The sequence below is a fragment of the Virgibacillus carmonensis genome, from assembly GCF_057836705.1.
Genome location: NZ_JBYQFJ010000016.1, coordinates 20772 through 37425, shown reverse-complemented (window position 1 = coordinate 37425; position 16654 = coordinate 20772). Strand labels below are relative to the sequence as shown.

14 protein-coding genes and 2 other annotated features are annotated in these 16654 nt (G+C 39.1%); of the genes, 5 read left to right on the top strand and 9 right to left on the bottom strand.

Going from position 1 to position 16654, the window contains the following annotated elements:
• Window positions 1-290: 290 nt before the first annotated feature.
• The gene (locus tag AC3G7N_RS13215) at window positions 291-1154 is read left to right on the top strand and encodes an AraC family transcriptional regulator (protein WP_489422635.1); all 864 of its coding nucleotides are present in this window, start codon (window positions 291-293) and stop codon (window positions 1152-1154) included.
• Window positions 1155-1379: 225 nt separating this feature from the next.
• Here AC3G7N_RS13215 and trpA read toward each other — a convergent pair whose 3' ends face one another.
• From trpA to trpE, 7 genes are all read right to left on the bottom strand, one after another.
• Window positions 1380-2153: a tryptophan synthase subunit alpha gene (trpA, locus tag AC3G7N_RS13210; RefSeq protein WP_489422634.1), complete on the bottom strand. Its 774-nt coding sequence runs from the start codon at window positions 2151-2153 to the stop codon at window positions 1380-1382.
• A complete protein-coding gene (gene trpB, locus AC3G7N_RS13205) occupies window positions 2146-3351 on the bottom strand; it encodes a tryptophan synthase subunit beta (RefSeq protein ID WP_489422633.1) in 1206 nt (401 codons plus the stop codon). Before trpB ends, trpA begins: the two co-directional genes overlap by 8 nt.
• 6 nt (window positions 3352-3357) lie before the next feature.
• Entirely contained in the window at window positions 3358-3957 is a 600-nt protein-coding gene (locus AC3G7N_RS13200) for a phosphoribosylanthranilate isomerase (RefSeq protein WP_489422632.1), read from the bottom strand.
• The gene (trpC, locus tag AC3G7N_RS13195; protein ID WP_489422631.1) at window positions 3947-4741 is read right to left on the bottom strand and encodes an indole-3-glycerol phosphate synthase TrpC; all 795 of its coding nucleotides are present in this window, start codon (window positions 4739-4741) and stop codon (window positions 3947-3949) included. Before trpC ends, AC3G7N_RS13200 begins: the two co-directional genes overlap by 11 nt.
• Window positions 4742-5767, bottom strand: coding sequence for an anthranilate phosphoribosyltransferase (trpD, locus tag AC3G7N_RS13190; RefSeq protein WP_489422630.1), 1026 nt, complete (start codon window positions 5765-5767; stop codon window positions 4742-4744).
• Between the two features lie 233 nt (window positions 5768-6000).
• A complete protein-coding gene (locus AC3G7N_RS13185; protein ID WP_489422629.1) occupies window positions 6001-6594 on the bottom strand; it encodes an anthranilate synthase component II in 594 nt (197 codons plus the stop codon).
• Window positions 6575-7978, bottom strand: coding sequence for an anthranilate synthase component I (gene trpE, locus AC3G7N_RS13180; RefSeq protein WP_489422628.1), 1404 nt, complete (start codon window positions 7976-7978; stop codon window positions 6575-6577). Before trpE ends, AC3G7N_RS13185 begins: the two co-directional genes overlap by 20 nt.
• A 56-nt stretch (window positions 7979-8034) precedes the next feature.
• Window positions 8035-8302, bottom strand: a binding site (T-box leader).
• A 45-nt stretch (window positions 8303-8347) separates the two neighbouring features.
• Window positions 8348-8594: a binding site (T-box leader), on the bottom strand.
• A 142-nt stretch (window positions 8595-8736) separates the two neighbouring features.
• Between trpE and ddlA the strand changes: the two genes are divergently transcribed.
• The gene (gene ddlA, locus AC3G7N_RS13175) at window positions 8737-9843 is read left to right on the top strand and encodes a D-alanine--D-alanine ligase (RefSeq protein WP_489422627.1); all 1107 of its coding nucleotides are present in this window, start codon (window positions 8737-8739) and stop codon (window positions 9841-9843) included.
• 159 nt (window positions 9844-10002) lie between these two features.
• Here the strand turns inward: ddlA and AC3G7N_RS13170 are convergent, their stop codons facing one another.
• A complete protein-coding gene (locus AC3G7N_RS13170) occupies window positions 10003-10563 on the bottom strand; it encodes a nitroreductase family protein (protein WP_489422626.1) in 561 nt (186 codons plus the stop codon).
• Window positions 10564-10867: 304 nt separating this feature from the next.
• On the opposite strand from AC3G7N_RS13170, the gene AC3G7N_RS13165 reads away from it, so the two are divergent.
• Window positions 10868-11911, top strand: a complete 1044-nt coding sequence (locus tag AC3G7N_RS13165; RefSeq protein WP_489422625.1) for a PTS sugar transporter subunit IIC — start codon at window positions 10868-10870, stop codon at window positions 11909-11911.
• Between the two features lie 174 nt (window positions 11912-12085).
• Here the strand turns inward: AC3G7N_RS13165 and AC3G7N_RS13160 are convergent, their stop codons facing one another.
• Window positions 12086-13747 carry a peptide ABC transporter substrate-binding protein gene (locus AC3G7N_RS13160; RefSeq protein ID WP_489422624.1) on the bottom strand — a complete coding sequence of 554 codons (1662 nt, stop codon included), beginning with the start codon at window positions 13745-13747 and terminating at the stop codon, window positions 12086-12088.
• Between the two features lie 418 nt (window positions 13748-14165).
• Here AC3G7N_RS13160 and abc-f point away from each other — a divergent pair, with 418 nt between their 5' ends.
• Both abc-f and AC3G7N_RS13150 read left to right on the top strand, forming a co-directional pair.
• Window positions 14166-15968 (top strand): ribosomal protection-like ABC-F family protein, encoded by a 1803-nt coding sequence (gene abc-f / locus AC3G7N_RS13155; RefSeq protein WP_489422623.1) that lies wholly within the window; start codon window positions 14166-14168, stop codon window positions 15966-15968.
• 101 nt (window positions 15969-16069) lie between these two features.
• Window positions 16070-16522, top strand: coding sequence for a DUF2269 family protein (locus AC3G7N_RS13150; protein ID WP_489422622.1), 453 nt, complete (start codon window positions 16070-16072; stop codon window positions 16520-16522).
• Window positions 16523-16654 lie beyond the last annotated feature (132 nt).

Genomic DNA, 16654 nt, shown 5'->3' with positions numbered 1-16654 from the left:
GTTAGTCAGGATGAACGTAGGGGAAAGGCACCCTGCTGTTCACCTGCCTATCTATTTGTACGCCGCTGGGCAGTCGCTTCCGCTTTTCGAAAGAGCGAGGAGGCTCAGCGCAGCCCTAAGGTGCGCGTAGTGTATTTCCGGAGCGGTATGTTATGACACAATTTCGTAAGGATTAAGTAGCAACAAAACTTACGAAAAGAGCCAAATAAAAAACTGTCTTCAAAAGGCACGGAATGACAGGATAGAAAATTACTGGAATGCTAAAGTTGGATTAGAAAGGAGAGGATGAGGTGGAAGGTCTTCAAAGAATGGCTGATGGTATCGATTTTATTGAAAAAAATCTGGGGTACGATTTCAAAATTGAAGAAGTAGCAAACGTAGCATGCATGTCTAAATTTCATTTTCAACGAATGTTTAGCATGCTGACAGGAGTAACAGTGGCTGAATATATCCGGAGAAGAAGATTGACATTGGCTGCACAAGAACTAATACATTCAAAAAGTAAGGTCATTGATGTCGCGCTAAAGTTTGGCTATGAAACACCAGAATCTTTCTCAAAAGCATTTCGCAAAATACACGGAGTAAGCCCGTCATCCGTACGTCAAAGCAGTCAATTATTGAAGGCTTATCCACGACTCTTCTTTCAAATTCAATTAAAGGGTGATGTAGAAATGGATTACAAGATTGTCGAAAAAGATGCGTTTAACGTGGTCGGAAAAGGAATAAGAACAACTACTATAGATGGGGAAAACCATCGTAGAATCCCAGCCTTTTGGGATGAGTCTAACAGCAATGGTTTCACAGAAGAACTTGAAAAGAATTGTGGGTCTATTGGCATAATTGGTGCTTGTATGGAGTTTGATGCCACTCAGGAGAAACTGACCTATTTCATTTGTGCTGAAAAAAACAGACATGATATCCCCTCTGATTGGGAAGAAAAGAAGATTCCGGCATCTACATGGGCTGTGTTTGAATCGGTTGGAGCAATGCCTGATGCGATTCCAAAAACATGGGATCGTATATTTTCCGAATGGTTCCCATCAACAGGTTATGAGCATGCTGGTGGACCTGAGTTAGAAGTATATTCAACTAAAGGTGACGTAAGAGCAGAAGATTATTGCTGTGAGGTTTGGATTCCGATTGTGAAAAAATAATGCTTAATAAAAAGAGCGCACGCTGTGATGATGAGATTCATAGCGTGTGTTTTTGTAAACAAAGAGGTTAATTGAGATACCGGTTCTAATGAAACATATCAAGGGGTCATCAATAGTTAACCGATAGCCGCATTCTAAAATTATCTTTAGACGGAGAACCTGTTAAACGTATAATTGACTTAAAAAAACATCTGTTTGCCGCATGACAAACAGATGCATATCCTACTATAAGCTATTTTTTATCAATTCCCTGATTTCATCCGTTTTTCCAGCATGGAATAACTCCACAATCTTGCTCCCAACAATAACTCCATCACAATTCCCGCCTAGTTCTTTTGCCTGGTCTGAATTGGAAACGCCAAATCCTGCTAATACGGGAACTTGGGCTATTTTTGTTAAACCCTGTAAAAAGCCTTTCACACTATCACTATGTGTAGCTTTGGCACCAGTTGTACCTGTTACGGATACTGCATACAAAAAGCCTTCCGTCCGTTTAGCGATATCAGAAAGTCGTGATTCACCACTGGTTAATGCAGCCAGTCTCACAAAGGCAATAGATTTTTCTGTTAAAAATCCGCCAATGAATGCTTCTTCTTCAAGTGGTAAATCAGGAATTATCACGCCATCAACTCCAGCTTCCGCGCAGTCATTTGCAAATCGCTCAACCCCGTAAGTATAAATCGGATTAAAATAGGTCATCAAAATAATAGGAATATCTCTATTTTCTTTGTTATTCGCTAGAGTTTGAAGAACTCCCGCTAAATTCGTTCCGTTAGCAAGCGCACGTAAGCCAGCGTTCTGAATAGTCGGACCATCTGCTACAGGATCTGAAAATGGAATGCCTAGTTCGACAGCACTAGCACCGCAGGATTGCAGGAATTCAATTCGATCATTTATGTTATCGAGCCCACCATCACCAGCCATAATATAAGGAATAAACAGTTTTTCATTCTTAGCAAGTTTTTCTTGAAAAGTCTGATCGATATACGATTTACTCATTTTCATTTCCCTCCAATGCTGCTTTTACTTGTTCTACATCTTTATCCCCGCGTCCGGATAAACAGATAACAAGTGTTTGATCCTCATTCATTGTTTTAGCGTGCTTCATAGCAAACGCAATCGCATGTGCGCTCTCTAGTGCTGGAATAATACCTTCTTTTTTTGATAAAATCTGAAATGCTTCTAATGCTTCTTGATCCGTTATAGACGTGTACATAACACGAGACGTTTCGTGTAAGTGACTGTGCTCTGGCCCTACACCAGGATAATCAAGTCCTGCTGAGATCGAATGAGCTTCCTCGATTTGTCCATGATCATCCTGGAGTAAATGTGACATGGTTCCATGCAAGACACCAACTTTTCCAGCGGTTAAGGTTGCCGCATGTTTGTTGGTTTCGATACCTGAACCACCAGCTTCCACACCATATAATGCAACCGATTCATCTTGAATAAATGGATAAAACATACCCATCGCGTTACTACCGCCACCTACACAGGCGATAACAGCGTCTGGTAGTTTGCTAGTTTGACCGAGTATTTGATGCTTGGTTTCGTTACCAATAACTGATTGAAAATCCCGAACAATTTTTGGGAATGGATGTGGTCCTACGACAGATCCTAAAATATAATGCGTGTCATCAACATGGCTGACCCAGTAACGCAGCGCTTCATTTACCGCATCTTTCAGTGTCCCGCTACCTTGTGAGACGCTTTCGACTCGAGCACCTAAGAGCTCCATCCGGAAAACGTTCAGCTTCTGTCTGCGGATATCCTCTTCGCCCATGAACACGACGCAATCTAGTCCTAAAAGCGCGCAAACCGTAGCGGTCGCAACACCATGCTGACCTGCACCTGTTTCAGCAACCACTTTTTTCTTGCCCATCCGAAGCGTCAACAAGGCTTGCCCAACCGTATTATTTATTTTGTGGGCGCCAGTATGATTTAAATCCTCTCTTTTCAAATATACCTTTGGTCCGCCGAGCATCTTCGTTAAATTTTCAGCGTAGTAAATAGGAGTTTCACGTCCGACATAGTCTTTTAAATAATAGTTCACTTCGTCTATAAAACGAGGATCCTGCATTGCATCCTCATATGCCTTCTCAAGTTCAATTAGTGCAGGCATTAATAATTCTGGAACAAATCTTCCTCCAAAGCTACCGTAACGTCCAGTTTTATCAGGCATTGAATATGTCGCCATTATTAATCATCCTTTCGCATTTAAAATAAAATTTTTAATCTTGTTTAAATCTTTACTACCGTCCGTTTCTACACCACTTGAAACATCGACACCGATTGATCCAGTCATGTCAATTGCTTGTTGAACATTTTCAGGTGTAAGACCACCAGCTAAAATCAATCTATTCGTATCCAAATTTAATTCCTTTAAAACTGTCCAATCAAACATTGTACCATTGCCACCACGATTGCTGCCAAAGGGACTGTCAATTAAAAAGTAGTCACACGGATAGTCTTTTATTTGGGCAAAACTATCTGGTGTTGCTGGAAAAGCCTTGATAATGCGATAGGGCAGTTGCAAAGCGAATTCTGCTGCTTCATCTCCATGAAGTTGGATGTAATCTAGTCCAACTATTTCCGCGGTGGATGTGATTGTTTCAGCCGTTTCGTTTACAAAAACGCCTACCTTCTTAACGGATGGGGGTACTGTTTCAGCAATTTCCGCGGCCTGTTCGGCTGTCATGTACCGTTTGCTAGGAGCAAAAACAAAGCCGATAAAATCTGCACCAGCCTGGACAGCTGTACCCGCCGCTTCCTTCGTCATGATCCCGCACGTTTTAACGAGCATCAGAATTCACTCCTTCTGTTGGAAGAGGTACTTGTAAATCAAGAAATGTTGCAGCTAAATCAGCTGACTTCATTAGTGTCTCCCCAACAAGAATGCCCTTTGCCCCAGCTTGTGCAGCACGCTCTACATCCTCGCGGGATCTGATGCCACTTTCACTTATAAGTGTAGTGGAAGAGTCTTTGATCATTGGTGCCAATTTTTCGGTTACATTTAAATCAACTTCAAAAGTCTTTAAATTACGATTGTTGACTCCGATCAAATTAGCGCCTAAATTAATTGCGACTACCATTTCGGCTTTATTGTGTACTTCGCAAAGCACCTCTAAATCTTGCTGTTTTGCATAGTGGTATAGTCCATGAAGCTTACTTTCTGATAATGCAGCAACAATAAGCAAAATAATATTCGCTCCAGCATCTTTCGCCTGATCGATTTGAATCGTGTCGATCATAAAGTCCTTACATAGAAGGGGAAGATCAACTGCTTCTCGAACTGCTCGTAAATCATCCATTGATCCATTGAAAAACGTCTTATCAGTTAATACGGAAATGACACTAGCCCCGTATTTTCCGTATTGTTTAGCCTGTGTGACTGGATCGACAGTCATGTCAATTGCTCCTTTTGATGGGGAGGAGCGCTTGATTTCGGAGATGACATGCATCGAATTAGAGTTTGGCAAAACCGGTTCAATTTTTTTCAAGGAACCATCGGAACGTTTATAACCATTAGTTTTAAGCTGTTCCACTTCTAATTCCTTTTGAGCAATAATCTTATCTAATATGGACACTTACATCACCTCTCTTGGAATTTGTTTGCTGTATTGCATCAAGTGTTGAAGTTTTTCTAAAGCTGCGCCGGATTTAATGCTTTCGTTTGCCATCTTAATACCTATTTTAATTGTAGTTGCTTTACCGTTTGCAAAAAGGGCGAGTCCCGCATTCAATACGGCTGTATCAAGGTAAGCTCCAGGCTTTCCCTGTAAAACATTCTGTAGAATTACTGCATTATCTTTCGCATCTCCACCACGTATATGCTCATTTGCACAAACGGGCAAATCAAGTTCTTCCGGGTGAATGGTGAAAGATGATGTTTGCCCATTATCGAGCAATACCAAATGGTTATCGCCAGCGAGTGAGGCTTCATCCATATATCCTGCGCCGTTTACCACTAATGCACGTCTTCGTCCAAGTTTTTTCAAGGATTTAGCCATCATCTCTAGCATGTCACGCCGATAAATTCCAAGTAGCTGTGAGTCTAGTTCAACTGGATTTGTTAGAGGCCCAATCAGATTAAATATAGTTGGAAGACCTAATTCTTTCCGAACCTTCATAAAACGCTTCAGATTAGGATGGACGTGTGGTGCATATAGAAAAGCTATTCCGTTTTTTTGTAAAATTTCTTCCGTTTGCTCCGGTTGAAAGGATAGGGAGATTCCTAAATGTTCCAATACATCTGCACTCCCGGTTTTACTTGAGATGCTCCGGTTGCCATGCTTTGCAATCGTAACACCTGCACCAGCAATGATAAAAGCCGCTGTCGTGCTAATGTTAAAGCTTTGTGATTGATCGCCACCGGTCCCGCAATTATCCATCACATGCGTTAGAGAGGTAGGGACGGATTGTGATTCGGAACGGATAACATCAACAATTCCAGCCACCTCATCCGCCGTTTCTCCTTTTGTTCGTAATGCCGTCAATAGGGATGCAATTTCTGTATCGGTAATATTTGGTGTGAAGCAATGTTCCGTTGCCTGTTTCATTTCATCTATAGTCAAATCTTTTTGATTCATTAATTTTTCAAGATGTTGTTTCATAGTAAAGCTCCTCTCTTATTGTCTAGTTCAGTTTGAGAATCTTCCTTCTCAAAAGCAATATTCCGCGCACAAAACCGGATTATCGCGCAATAACTAATTTAATTCGTGCACTCCCCACTTGTAATCGCGCGGTAATGTCACTATTGCGCGATTACAGAACTATTTTGCACGATTCTGCTGTTTGTAGCGCGAATTCACTATGTTATCGCGCGATTTACCCAAAATATCCATTTTTAAAAGATAGATGTTTCCACTTTCTCTATTTCCGTCAAAAAGTTCTGCACTACGTTTTTACCTGATAAGGTCCCAATCGATTCAGGATGAAATTGTAATCCGTATACAGGATAGTGGAAATGCTTGATTCCCATAATTTCATTGTCGTCCATGGATGTTGCAACAACTTCTAATTCATCTGATAATGTTTTTTGATCAATGACTAGCGAATGATAACGCATCACTTCTAAGGGTTGTGCTAAATAACTAAATACTCCTAAACCATTATGCTTAATTAAGGACGTTTTACCATGTTTGATAACGGTTGCTTGCTTTATCTTACTCCCTAATGCAGAAGCAATTATTTGGTGTCCCAAACATATCCCAAGAATAGGTATCTTTTGATAAAAATCCTTTACAATCTCAATACAATTTCCTGCTGATTCTGGTGTCCCGGGGCCTGGGGATATGATAATTGCTTCAGGGTTTAATTCCGTAACGTTTTTACTAGTTAGTTGATCGTTTCGATATACCTTTACTTCTACATTTTCACTTGAAAAATAATGATAAACGTTATAGGTAAATGAGTCATAATTATCGATTAGAAGAATCATGCTTGTTCACCTCCATTAGTGACCTTGCTTTGTGCAGTGTTTCTTTATATTCGTTTTCTGGTATCGAATCATAGACAATACCGGCACCGGCTTGCAGGTATGCTTTGTTTTCTTTAATAACAAGCGAGCGGATGGCCAATGCCATATTCACATCATGGTTAAAGTTTATATAGCCAATTCCGCCGCCATAGACACCTCGTTTGTTTTCTTCTAAGTCATTAATAATTTGCATGGCTCGTATTTTTGGTGCTCCTGAAACCGTTCCTGCAGGTAAACAGGCAATTAATGCATCAATGCTTGAATAGGTAGCATGTAACTTACCATGCACCTCAGATACGATGTGCATCACATGCTGGTACTTTTCCACATTCATATAAGTCGGAATCGTGATACTGTCAATTTCGGATACGCGGCCAATGTCATTTCTGCTTAAATCCACTAGCATACGGTGTTCAGCTATTTCTTTCACGTCCCCAAGAAGGTCTTTTGTCAATGCTTCGTCTTGCGCATCTGTCTTTCCCCGTGGACGTGTTCCAGCAATCGGGTTTGTGACAATATTCCGCCCAGTTGTTTGTACTAAACTTTCTGGGGAAGCACCAAGAACCTGATATGTTTCAAAGTTGATATAAAACATATATGGTGATGGGTTAGCTTTTCTAAGTTTCCGGTAAAAAGAAAAGGGGTTCCCATTGATGGTAGCCTTCATCCGCTGTGACAATACAATCTGAAATGCATCTCCCTGCTGGATGTGTTTTTTAGCAATAGTTACGTTCTTCATAAATTGCTGTTTATCCATTTCAGGTTTAAAAATCATATTTTCATCATCGGATGTATCCTCATTTGGAGTGGAGATTAATGATTTTTGTAAATCGGCTAACCGTTCGTCCAGTACACTTTCAGCTTCTTGGTCGGGATTCATAGCAATTAAATAAGCAGATTCATTACGATGATCGAAAGCAATGACACTTTTGTATAACATAAGGTGAATATCAGGCATGTTGATACTATCCTGTAAATCATCACCAATGTACTCATAAGACCGGATGGAATCATATCCGATATACCCAATTGCACCTCCGACAAATGGAAGTGGAAGGTCTATTTCTAATTTAGGAAGCATCTCCTTTAAAACCGACAAGGGGGGTGATTCCAGGGTTTCCTTGGTTCCTTTCTCATGATCCAAAATAGTTGTACCATTACTTTCACCTATAATTTCTTGGTAGGGATTTGCACCAATAAATGAAAATTTCCCTTTTTTCTCATGTGGAAAGGAGCTTTCTAACAGAAATTTCTTCTTTCCTGTAAGGTTTGTATAGATTCTGATAGGTGTTAGCGTATCAGCGTTTTGTTTGATAAATTTATATGGCAGTGTTTTGGTTTGCATTATGATCTCCTCCTAAAAATAAAAAAGTCCTCTATAAACACAGGTGAATTGTGTTTATAGAGGACGATTGTGATCGCGGTGCCACCTCAGTTAAAGGAAGTTTGTTAACTTCTCTTCATCTCTGGTTCAGGTACAAGGTATGCAGGTTGCATATCTTAAACCCTATCCGTGTAACGGCGGAGCACCGTGTTTCCCTACTTTTACTTTTCTTCAAGAAACATCTCGTAAGGCCATTCAACATACATTCACGTACCGGAATCACACCACAACCGGCTCTCTGTAACGCTTCAGCGTATGCCTACTCTTCTTACTCATTGATTTAGATTATTTAGTTTTTAATTTTGGGTATACAAAAAGGTCCCCCATCCAGAAAAGGACGAGGAACCCGTGGTACCACCTTTATTAGCTGCCTAAACAGCTCACTTTACTATCAAATTAAAACTTAATAGCTGTCTTTTTTATCGATAAGACATTCGCCAAAGCCTACTGCATACCAAGTATGGTTCGGTTTGGAAGTTCAAAAGACCATTCATCAAACGTTCCACACTGGTTCACACCAACACCAGCTCTCTTTGGAGGAAACATTTTGATTACTATTCTCCGTCATCACTTTGCACGATTTAATTATTAAAATTAATGTTAGAGGAGAATTATTTAAATGTCAAGGGTTATTTTTAAAATGATAAAATTTTACTGTTATTAGCGGCTTGTTTTGTGGTATTTTAGTAGTAAGGTTATTTATGAAAGGGCGTTTTATGATGAAAAAAATTAAAGTAGGTATTATTTTTGGTGGGAAATCAGCAGAGCATGAAGTGTCCTTACAATCAGCGAAAAATATCGTGGATGCAATTGATAAAACCAAGTATGAGGTAGTTTTAGTAGGAATTGATAAACAAGGTAAGTGGCATATCAATGACCAAACATCATACTTATTAAACGAAGAAAATCCAAAGTTAATTCAATTAAATAAATCAAATGAAAACGTGGCGATTGTTCCAGGTGAAACAAATCATCAGCTTATTCATGCTTCAAAGGAAATGAATATTGATCAGCTAGATGTTATTTTTCCGATTGTTCATGGCACATTAGGAGAAGATGGTAGTATGCAAGGCATGCTTCGGATAGCAAATCTACCATTTGTCGGTACGAGTGTACTAGGTTCCGCAGTATGTATGGATAAAGATATTGCGAAGCGCTTATTAAAAGAAGCGGAAATCAATGTTGCAAAAGGTGTGGCATTTACGCGAGCCAAGAGAAATAACATTGATTTTGATGAAGTAAAAGCTCAATTAAGTATTCCAATGTTTATTAAACCAGCAAATCAAGGTTCGTCAGTCGGTGTAAGTAAAGTCTCGACAAAAGAAGAGTTTGACGAAGCAATCCATGTTGCATTTCAATATGATCACAAAGTTATAGTTGAGGAAAATATAATTGGGCGCGAGATTGAGTGTGCAGTGCTTGGAAACGAAGATCCAAAAGCATCTGTACCTGGTGAAATTTTGCCTCAAACCGAATTTTATTCTTATGAATCGAAATATATCGATGAAAGTGGTGCGAAACTAGCTATACCTGCAGACTTGTCAGACGAGATGGTAGAGAAAATCCAAGCAGCGGCGGTTAATGTATTCCAAACGCTGGAATGTGAAGGATTAGCGCGCGTCGATTTCTTTTTAAAGGAAAATGGGGAAATTTATGTTAATGAGGTGAACACATTACCTGGATTTACACGCATTAGCATGTACCCTAAATTATGGGAAATAAGTGGAGTTTCTTACCCAGAGTTAATTAATAGACTGATTGAATTGGCAATGGAGCGACATGAACTTGATGGAATGTTAAAAAGCGCTGTTTGGGACGAAGCGTAATTAGGAGAATAAAAGTGGAGTAGTGCAATTCGCTACTTTGCTTTTTTGTTTGTAATGGTTGTTCAGTTAGTTGATACCTAGAGGGGAGCGTTGATATCCTTGATAAGTTATTTGCTCATAAGAAAGACACCGGCCCATAGTTGGCTAGTGTCGTAACATCTATCCTTCAAAACTAGTAATTTTATCTTCCACTGATTTCCGAGGTTTTGCAATAGGAGCCTCATCAAAATAACCCATATGGATAAATCCAATAATTTTTTCATCATCTTGGACGTCTAGGATGGCTTTTACCACAGGATCATAAATATGGGGGTTGGTTTTCCAAACAACACCAAGCCGTTGTTCCCATGCGAGTAATTGGAAGTTGTGAATCATCGAAGCGGTTGCACCAAAATTCTCATCGTATTGCTTTTGACTGTCTGGTACATCCATGATTACAACAATGAAGGCACTAGGCTCATTAAGATATGCTTCCCGATTTTCTTGTTTTTCCTGCGGGTAAGTAGCAGCCACTTTTTTAGCAAATGATTCTTTTTGGTCTGCTCCAACAAATATAAAGCGCCATGGTTGTCTCATTCCATGTGTGGGTGCCCACACAGCGGTATTTAATAGTTCTAATATGGTCTCTTTTTCTACGGTTTTATTATTATATCCTTTTTTTACAGAACGGCGTGCGCGTATTAGCTTCGTGAGATCAGTAAGTTGTTTTATCTTTTCCATTTGTGTATCCCCCTAGATCCTAGTTATATACATATTATGCTAAGTAACTGATAATTATTATCAATTAAATTGTAACGAATCGGAACCCATAAAGCAATGGAAATATACTAAACTAAAAATATAAAATTTTCAAGCGATTCCGCATTAGATGAATTTTACCATTCGCTATTAAGGAGGAGGTGAATGACTAGTTTTTCTAAGAAAACACTTGCCATGAAAAAAGAATCAAGTAATAATAGAAAGGGAGAATAATTATTAAATGTAGGTCAAACATGTGAAAGTATTCACAAATAGGGGGGTAAATATGAAAGCGTTTTTACAACGTAAAGGGATAACGTTATCGTGGAAGGAATATGTGATAACCGCGTTAAGCTATATGGCATTAGGACTTTTTTCATCATTAATTATTGGCTTAATAATAAAAACGACGGGTGAACAGTTAGGGCAATTCTCATGGTTTCCACAAGATATTGAAACAGCACTTATAAGTATGGGTGCGTATGCAATGGAAACGAAAATAATGGGTGGTGCCATCGGGGTAGCTATTGCTTATGGACTAAAAGCACCACCATTGGTTTTACTTTCTGCGTTGTTTGGTGGGGCATTCGGAGCAGAACTAGGTGGCCCAGTAGGTAGCTATGTAGCAGCTTTATTTGCTACTGAGTTTGGTAAACTAGTATACAAAGAAACACGCGTCGATATCATCGTAACCCCATTTGTTACGATATTGGCAGGGTTTTTGACTGGAACTTTCATCGGTCCACCAATCAATACATTTATGATTTGGTTCGGTGAAGTGATCAATTGGTCGACAGCTCAACAACCGTTTATTATGGGAATACTTGTAGCTGTATTGATGGGGTGGGCACTGACAGCACCTATTTCTAGTCTTGCCATTGCCATTATGCTTTCTCTTGATGGTCTTGCAGCAGGTGCAGCCACGATTGGATGTGCAGCTCAAATGATTGGGTTTGCAGTTATTAGTTATCGAGACAATGGACTTGGTGGATTTTTTGCTCAAGGGATTGGAACATCCATGCTTCAGGTCGCAAATATTTTGAGAAAGCCTATTCTGATTATTCCCCCAACAATTGCGGGGATTGTTTTGGCACCATTCGCTACAGTATGGCTTGAAATGGAAAACAATGCACTTGGAGCAGGTATGGGAACAAGTGGATTAGTGGGCCAGATTATGACCTTTGAAACCATGGGCTTTACGTTAGATGCATTCTGGGCAGTGTTAATTTTGCATATTATTGCGCCGGCAATTATCAGTTTAGTAGTAGCATCGTATTTTCGGAAAAAGGGCTGGATCAAGCCTGGAGATTTAAAGATTTCGTATGAATAAATAAAGAGGGAAACAGTTATCCAATGGGTAGCTGTTTTTTATTAGAAAATAGCCCTTCATTATAGGGTCAAAACAGAAGTCATGTGAGCCAAACAAATATATATAAAGAAGGCCCTTGAAAAAATCAAGAGCCTTCATCCAATATATGCATTTCAGTTATATGCTCATTTGTAGTTATTCCGAGGCAACATTCGCCCATTTATATTCATAAGTTGCTCCAAATGGGTTCACATGGACACCTTTTATTCTTGGAGAAACCAATTGTGCTCTTGAACTCTGATAAATAGGTGCTATTGCTGCATCTTCAAAAAGAATTTTCTCAGCCTCTAAGAAGTTTTGATAGCGCGCCACATTATCTTGAGCTAGTGTGGTTGCAGTTGCATTAACTAATTCATCATATTCAGGGTTTGAATAGCCCATCGCGTTGTTTCCACTATCTGTTGTCCAAAGATTCATAAATGTAAATGGATCAAGAAAGTCTGGTCCCCATCTAGAAACTTGTAATTCATAATCCATGTTTGTATCTAAATCAAGACGTTGTTCTTTCGGTACTTGTTTTAATGAAACTGTTAACCCTGGTAGGTTTGTTGTAAGTTGGTTTGCGATATATTCAACCATTGTTTTAGTTGTTGCATCATCATCTGTTAATAATTCAAGTTCCACTGTATCTGTTCCAAGTTCCTCTAAACCTTTTTGCCAGTATTCTTGAGCTGCATCCATATCGTAAGTTACAAGATCTCCACTCACTTCCCGGAAATCTTCTCCAGACTCAGGCATTGGCGTGAAATCAGCTGGAACAAGTCCGTTTGCAACAAGTGATCCATTGTTAAGAATTTCATCAACTAGTGCTTGCTTGTCAAAAGCTCTACTAATTGCGGCACGTATATTTGTGTTTGCGAGAGCTTCGTTAGCTGTTTGGTTGAATTTTATGAAATAAACAAATGTATCAGGTGTCACGACATAGTCATCGTGAGACTTATATTTATCAACAAGATCCGAAGTTAAATCTACGCGGTCAACAGTATCTGATGCATATAAATTGACTGCGGTTTGTGCATCTTTTACAACTTCAAAGGTCAATTTGTCCATTTGCACCGTATCTGCATCCCAATAGTCTTCATTTTTAACAAGATCCCATGAGCTACTAGTACTTTCCCAATTTTCTATCGTATATGGTCCATTTGAGAGTAACGTATCAGAACTTGTAGCAAAGCTATCTCCTTGTTCCTCAACAAATGCTTGATTTAATGGAAAGAATGTACCAAAAGTGGTTAATGATTCAAAATATGGCGTTGGATTCTCAAGCTCCACAACTAACGTATAATCATCTTCTGCAGTAACACCAAGTTCTTCAACTGGAACTTCTCCTGCACTTACAGCAGTAGCATTTTTAATAACGTTATTCATCATATATGGACCGTACTCAGAACCTGTATCTGGATCAACTGCACGTTGCCATGCATAAACAAAGTCATGAGCAGTTACAGAGTCACCATTTTCCCAAACAGCATCTTCCTGTAAAGTAAATGTCCACGTAAGTCCATCCTCACTTACGGTATGATCTGTTGCAATTCCGTCAACAGGTTGTGCACTCTCATCCAACCGGTATAGACCTTCTGTTGTAGCGGCTAGATATATAAATGAAGATTCATCTGTTGCGAGAGAAGGATCCATCGATGGAATTGTTTCCGGATTCGTAAAATTTAGTACTTTTTCCCCTTCTGTAGTTGATTCTTTCTCTGTTCCTTCAGTTCCTTCTGTTTCCCCACTACAAGCTACCATTACACTAAGTAATAGACCAAGTACTAACAATGATGCCCAATTTTTTAGCTGCACTTAATAGACCCCCCGTAAATTATTTTTCTGAAAAATCACTCTAAAACCTATAAAATATTATAACTTTACTTTAGTAATATTGCAAAGAATTTTTAATTTCCAATAATTTGATCACATAAGGTGAGTAATAATCTGAAAAATCATTTGACTTATTAAATGGTCCTGCGTATGATAAAAGAAATAAAGAAGTGGAGGGCAAACCCTACAATGAAGTAAAAACACGTTTATCCATCTATGTTTGAAGAAAATCAAACGAGTGTTTCTGTCTACATGAAACGAATGGGATACGTGTGTGCTTTTTAGGATAGCTCTTTTACGTGAATTAATTTTTTTGAACGTACGTCTATCCATATCTTACCCATTCATAGGCAGCTACCTATGATTTTTTAGTGGACTTTTTTAATACGGGGGTATGTATATGTTTCTATTTAAAGCAAATGGATTACAAAAAGATTGGAATGGGGAAACCCTGTTTGAAAATATAGATATTGAATTAAAGAAAGGAGAACATTTAGCGTTATTTGGACGAAATGGAGTAGGGAAAACAACGCTTTTAAATGGATTATTAGGAAGGGTTTCGTTTGATACAGGTACTGTACAGCGTTTCATCCCATTGGATAAATGGGGGATGTTGGAACAGGATCCAGTAATCGATTCGGGCTTAACGACCTTCGATTTTGTTCAATCAGGTGCTGAGGAACGGGTTCAATTAAAAGAGGGGTTAGAAATCCTGCAGCAACAAATAAATGATAAGAATATAGACCGATTAGACCGATATAATGCTGTTTATGAAAGTTTTTTAGCGGTGGATGGCTATAGTTTAGAGCAGGATACAGAGAAATGTTTACAAGAGGTAAACATGGCTGAACGGACGTGGCAAACGAATTTTGGTCAGTTAAGTGGTGGTGAAAAAACGCGTGCTCAGCTAGCACGTATTCTTATGCAAAAGCCAGAGTGTATCGTTATGGATGAGCCAACGAACCACTTGGACCAGGCAACGATTGAATGGCTAGAAACATGGATGCAGTCCTACACTGGTGCTGTTTTATATGTATCCCATGACAGATACTTCCTGGATAAGACAGCTCATTCCTTGTATGAATTAACGAGTGGTTCATCGGAACGTTTTGTTGGGGGTTATAGTGATTACCGAAAACAAAAGGAGCTAGAACAACGAACGCAAGAGGCCATTTATCAAAAACAGAAACAAAAACGAGCTGCTTTAGAACAAACGATTCGTAATTACCAGAAGTGGTTCCAACAAGCCCATAATGCTGCAGGACAAGATGACTTTGCTCGCTCGAAAGCAAAGAAAAATGTGTCACGCTTTAAAGCGAAGGAAAAAGAATTGGAGCGGTTGGAAAGTCAGCAAGTTAATAAGCCTAGAGATACTAAGGAGCTAAGCGTGAAGCTTGAAGGTGGCGCATTTTCAGCGAAGCGTCTGGTTCACCTTGAAAAGATCTTTTTTGGCTTTAAGGATGAAAAACCGTTATTTATCAATCGAACAATGTCTGTTTGTCGTGGTGATAAGCTTGCTGTTATTGGAGCGAATGGTACAGGTAAGTCAACTTTACTCAAGTTAATAACAGGTAATTTAGTCCCAGGTAAAGGAGAAATCCGATTAAATCCGCAAACAAAGATTGGTTACTTCGCCCAGGAACTTGATAATCTGGATGAGAATAAGACCTTGCTTGATAGCATGCTAGAACTACCTGACATGACACAGACTGAAGCACGAACTATATTGGGATGCTTTTTATTTTCTCGTGATGATGTTTTTAAAAAAATTAAAAACCTGAGCATGGGAGAAAAATGTCGTGTTGCTTTTTTGAACCTATATTATAGTAATGCGAACTTACTGGTGCTTGACGAACCGACTAATTTTCTGGATGTAGCAACAAAAGAAGTGATAGAAGAGGTCTTACAGGGATATCCTGGGGCGCTAATCGTTGTTTCGCATGATCGTTTCTTTGTGGGGAAAATTGCTAATCGACTAATTCAGCTAGGGAGAGATAATCAGTGGGTTGATTATCAAGGATCATATCAGGATTTTATAGAAGACTTTTCAAAGGAAAAATCAGAGAATGAAACGGATATTCAGGAATTGGAACTAAAATTAACGCAATTAATGGTAACAGAAGATGTAAAAAGTGAAGACGAGCAAAGTAGGATACTTGAAGAGATTCGTGAAATAAAGATGAGGTTATCCAAGCTCAGATAACTGTTGGGAAATGATCAAGAATACATGGAATATAACTGCCCTTCCCATAACCAAATAGTGTATGATGGGAGTAGACTATTTGGTTGTATGGAGGGTAATCCATGACGCTTTATTCGTTCCTTGTATTTATTCATATTTTTTCTGCAGTAATAGGGTTGGGCCCTGGTTTTGTGATGATATATGTTGTATCTAACGCTGCAACTATAAGCGAGCTACGACATGCTTATTCAATTCGTAATCGACTACATATTTTTGTGATGGTAGGCGGAACACTTTTACTTATTACAGGGCTGTTGATGGGGGCCTTGAATCCAATGTTATTTCAAGCGGGGTGGTATGTTACTAGTTTAATTCTGTTTTTAATTGCTTTAGCTCTTGGACCAATCGTGTTGTTACCAAGATCTAGACCGATTAAAGCTTTATTGGAAGGACATACAGGAGAAGAGATTCCAAAAGCATACGATAAGTTGGCAAAAAAGCTATTTTTCTTCGAACGAATTGAGAATGTTATTTTTATAGTTATAATCGCATTAATGATAACCAAACCGTTTTAATAGAAAAAATGAGCTTCCCGAAAAATAGGGAGCTCATTTTATTAAGGTTGTGCAATAAACTCAATTATCGTGCACTATCTATAAGAATTTGCTCCAGCAGATACACAAAATCGTGCGATGACTCTCTCAAAT

Bases quoted from the DNA above. Each gene is read 5' to 3' on its own strand.
- trpA (WP_489422634.1), bottom strand. From the start codon at position 2,153: ATGAGTAAATCGTATATCGATCAGACTTTTCAAGAAAAACTTGCTAAG.
- trpB (WP_489422633.1), bottom strand. From the start codon at position 3,351: ATGGCGACATATTCAATGCCTGATAAAACTGGACGTTACGGTAGCTTT.
- AC3G7N_RS13200 (WP_489422632.1), bottom strand. From the start codon at position 3,957: ATGCTCGTTAAAACGTGCGGGATCATGACGAAGGAAGCGGCGGGTACA.
- trpD (WP_489422630.1), bottom strand. From the start codon at position 5,767: ATGAAACAACATCTTGAAAAATTAATGAATCAAAAAGATTTGACTATA.
- AC3G7N_RS13185 (WP_489422629.1), bottom strand. From the start codon at position 6,594: ATGATTCTTCTAATCGATAATTATGACTCATTTACCTATAACGTTTAT.
- trpE (WP_489422628.1), bottom strand. From the start codon at position 7,978: ATGCAAACCAAAACACTGCCATATAAATTTATCAAACAAAACGCTGAT.
- ddlA (WP_489422627.1), top strand. From the start codon at position 8,737: ATGAAAAAAATTAAAGTAGGTATTATTTTTGGTGGGAAATCAGCAGAG.
- AC3G7N_RS13170 (WP_489422626.1), bottom strand. From the start codon at position 10,563: ATGGAAAAGATAAAACAACTTACTGATCTCACGAAGCTAATACGCGCA.
- AC3G7N_RS13165 (WP_489422625.1), top strand. From the start codon at position 10,868: ATGAAAGCGTTTTTACAACGTAAAGGGATAACGTTATCGTGGAAGGAA.
- abc-f (WP_489422623.1), top strand. From the start codon at position 14,166: ATGTTTCTATTTAAAGCAAATGGATTACAAAAAGATTGGAATGGGGAA.
- AC3G7N_RS13150 (WP_489422622.1), top strand. From the start codon at position 16,070: ATGACGCTTTATTCGTTCCTTGTATTTATTCATATTTTTTCTGCAGTA.